Raw genomic sequence first — 2561 nt, 5'->3', positions numbered from 1 at the left:
CCCAATAGACCAAACACCAGTAACATCATCATAAGAACCATTACTACCTACAAAACTCAAAACACTAGCATTCAACAAATCAGTCACAAACACACCAGTAGCATTACCAAAACCATTATTAGACACAATAATAGTGTAAGTAATAATATCACCAATATTCGCAGATCCAGTAGTATTAGAAACCTTAACAACACTCACATTAACATTATTACTCACATTAATAGTTTCATTATCAGACCCATTATCCACATTAGTGTTATTCTGATCCACAGTCACACTCGCAGTATTAATAACTGTACCATTACCAATAATAACAACAGTAATACTCAAAACAACACTCTCACCAGCACCAAGAGACCCAATAGTCCAAACACCAGCATTATTATCATAAGAACCATTACTACCTACAAAACTCAAAACACTAGTATTCAACAAATCAGTCACAAACACACCAGTAGCATTACCAAAACCGTTGTTAGTCACAGTAATAGTGTAAGTAATAGTATCGCCAATATTCGCTGATCCAGTAGTATTAGAAACCTTAACAACACTCACATTAACATTATTACTCACATTAATAGTTTCATTATCAGACCCATTATTAGTGTTAGTGTTATTCTGATCCACAGTCACACTCGCAGTATTAATAACTGTACCATTACCAATAATAACAACAGTAATACTCAAAGCAACACTCTCACCAGCACCAAGAGACCCAATAGACCAAACACCAGTAACATCATCATAAGAACCATTACTACCTACAAAACTCAAAACACTAGCATTCAACAAATCAGTCACAAACACACCAGTAGCATTACCAGAACCATAATTAGACACAATAATAGTATAAGTAATAACATCACCAATATTCGCAGTACCAGTAGTATTAGAAACCTTAACAACACTCACATTAACATTATTACTCACATTAACATTATTAGACACATTAATAGTTTCATTATCAGACCCATTATCCACGTTAGTGTTATTCTGATCCACAGTCACACTCGCAGTATTAATAACTGTACCATTACCAATAATAACAACAATAATGCTCAAATCAACCGTTTCACCAGCACCAATAGACCCAATAGACCAAACACCAGTAACATCATCATAAGAACCATTACTACCTACAAAACTCAAAACACTAGCATTCAACAAATCAGTCACAAACACACCAGTAGCATTACCAGAACCATAATTAGACACAGTAATAGTATAAGTAACAGTATCACCAATATTCGCAGTGCCAGTAGTGTTAGAAACCTTAACAACACTCACATTAACATTATTACTCACATTAATAGTTTCATTATCAGACCCATTATTAGTGTTAGTGTTATTCTGATCCACAGACACACTCGCAGTATTAATAACTGTACCATTACCAATAATAACAACAGTAATACTCAAAGCAACCGTTTCACCAGCACCTAAATCACCAATAGACCAAACACCAGTATTATTATCATAAGAACCATTACTACCTACAAAACTCAAAGCAGTAGTATTCAACACATCAGTCACATATACACCAGTAGCATTACCAGAACCATTATTAGACACAATAATAGTATAAGTAATAATATCACCAATATTCGCAGCACCAGTAGTATTAGAAACCTTAACAACACTCACATTAACATTATTACTCACATTAATAGTTTCATTATCAGACCCATTATCAACATTAGTATTATTCTGATCCACAGACACACTCGCAGTATTAATAACTGTACCATTACCAATAATAACAACAGTAATACTCAAAGCAACACTCTCACCAGCACCTAAATCACCAATAGACCAAACACCAGTATTATTATCATAAGAACCATTACTACCTACAAAACTCAAAACACTAGTATTCAACAAATCAGTCACATATACACCAGTAGCATTACCAGAACCGTTGTTAGTCACAGTAATAGTATAAGTAATAATATCACCAATATTCGCAGCTCCAGTAGTGTTAGAAACCTTAACAACACTCACATTAACATTATTATTTACATTAATAGTTTCATTATCTGATCCATTATTGGTGTTAGTGTTATTCTGATCCACAGTCACACTCGCAGTATTAATAACTGTACCATTACCAATAATAACAACAGTAATGCTCAAAGCAACCGTTTCACCAACACCAAGAGACCCAATAGACCAAACACCAGTAACATCATCATAAGAACCATTACTACCTACAAAACTCAAAACACTAGCATTCAACAAATCAGTCACAAACACACCAGTAGCATTACCAGAACCATTATTAGACACAATAATAGTATAAGTAATAATATCACCAATATTCGCAGCACCAGTAGTATTAGAAACCTTAACAACACTCACATTAACATTATTAGACACAATAATAGTTTCATTATCAGACCCATTATCCACATTAGTATTATTCTGATCCACAATTACACTCGCAGTATTAATAACTGTACCATTACCAATAATAACAACAGTAATACTCAAAGCAACACTCTCACCAGCACCAAGAGACCCAATAGACCAAACACCAGTAACATCATCATAAGAACCATTAC

The 2561-nt window shown here is 33.9% G+C and carries 1 protein-coding gene; it reads right to left on the bottom strand.

Annotated features, from left to right (window positions below):
- The coding region (locus MBFIL_RS03810) for a beta strand repeat-containing protein (RefSeq protein ID WP_157078641.1) at positions 1 to 2561 on the bottom strand (2561 nt) is incomplete at both ends.

The sequence above is a fragment of the Methanobrevibacter filiformis genome, assembly GCF_001639265.1.
Taxonomy (GTDB): Archaea; Methanobacteriota; Methanobacteria; order Methanobacteriales; family Methanobacteriaceae; genus Methanacia; species Methanacia filiformis.
Note: the sequence above shows the minus strand (reverse complement) of the source record. Positions and strands in the feature narration are given on the sequence as shown.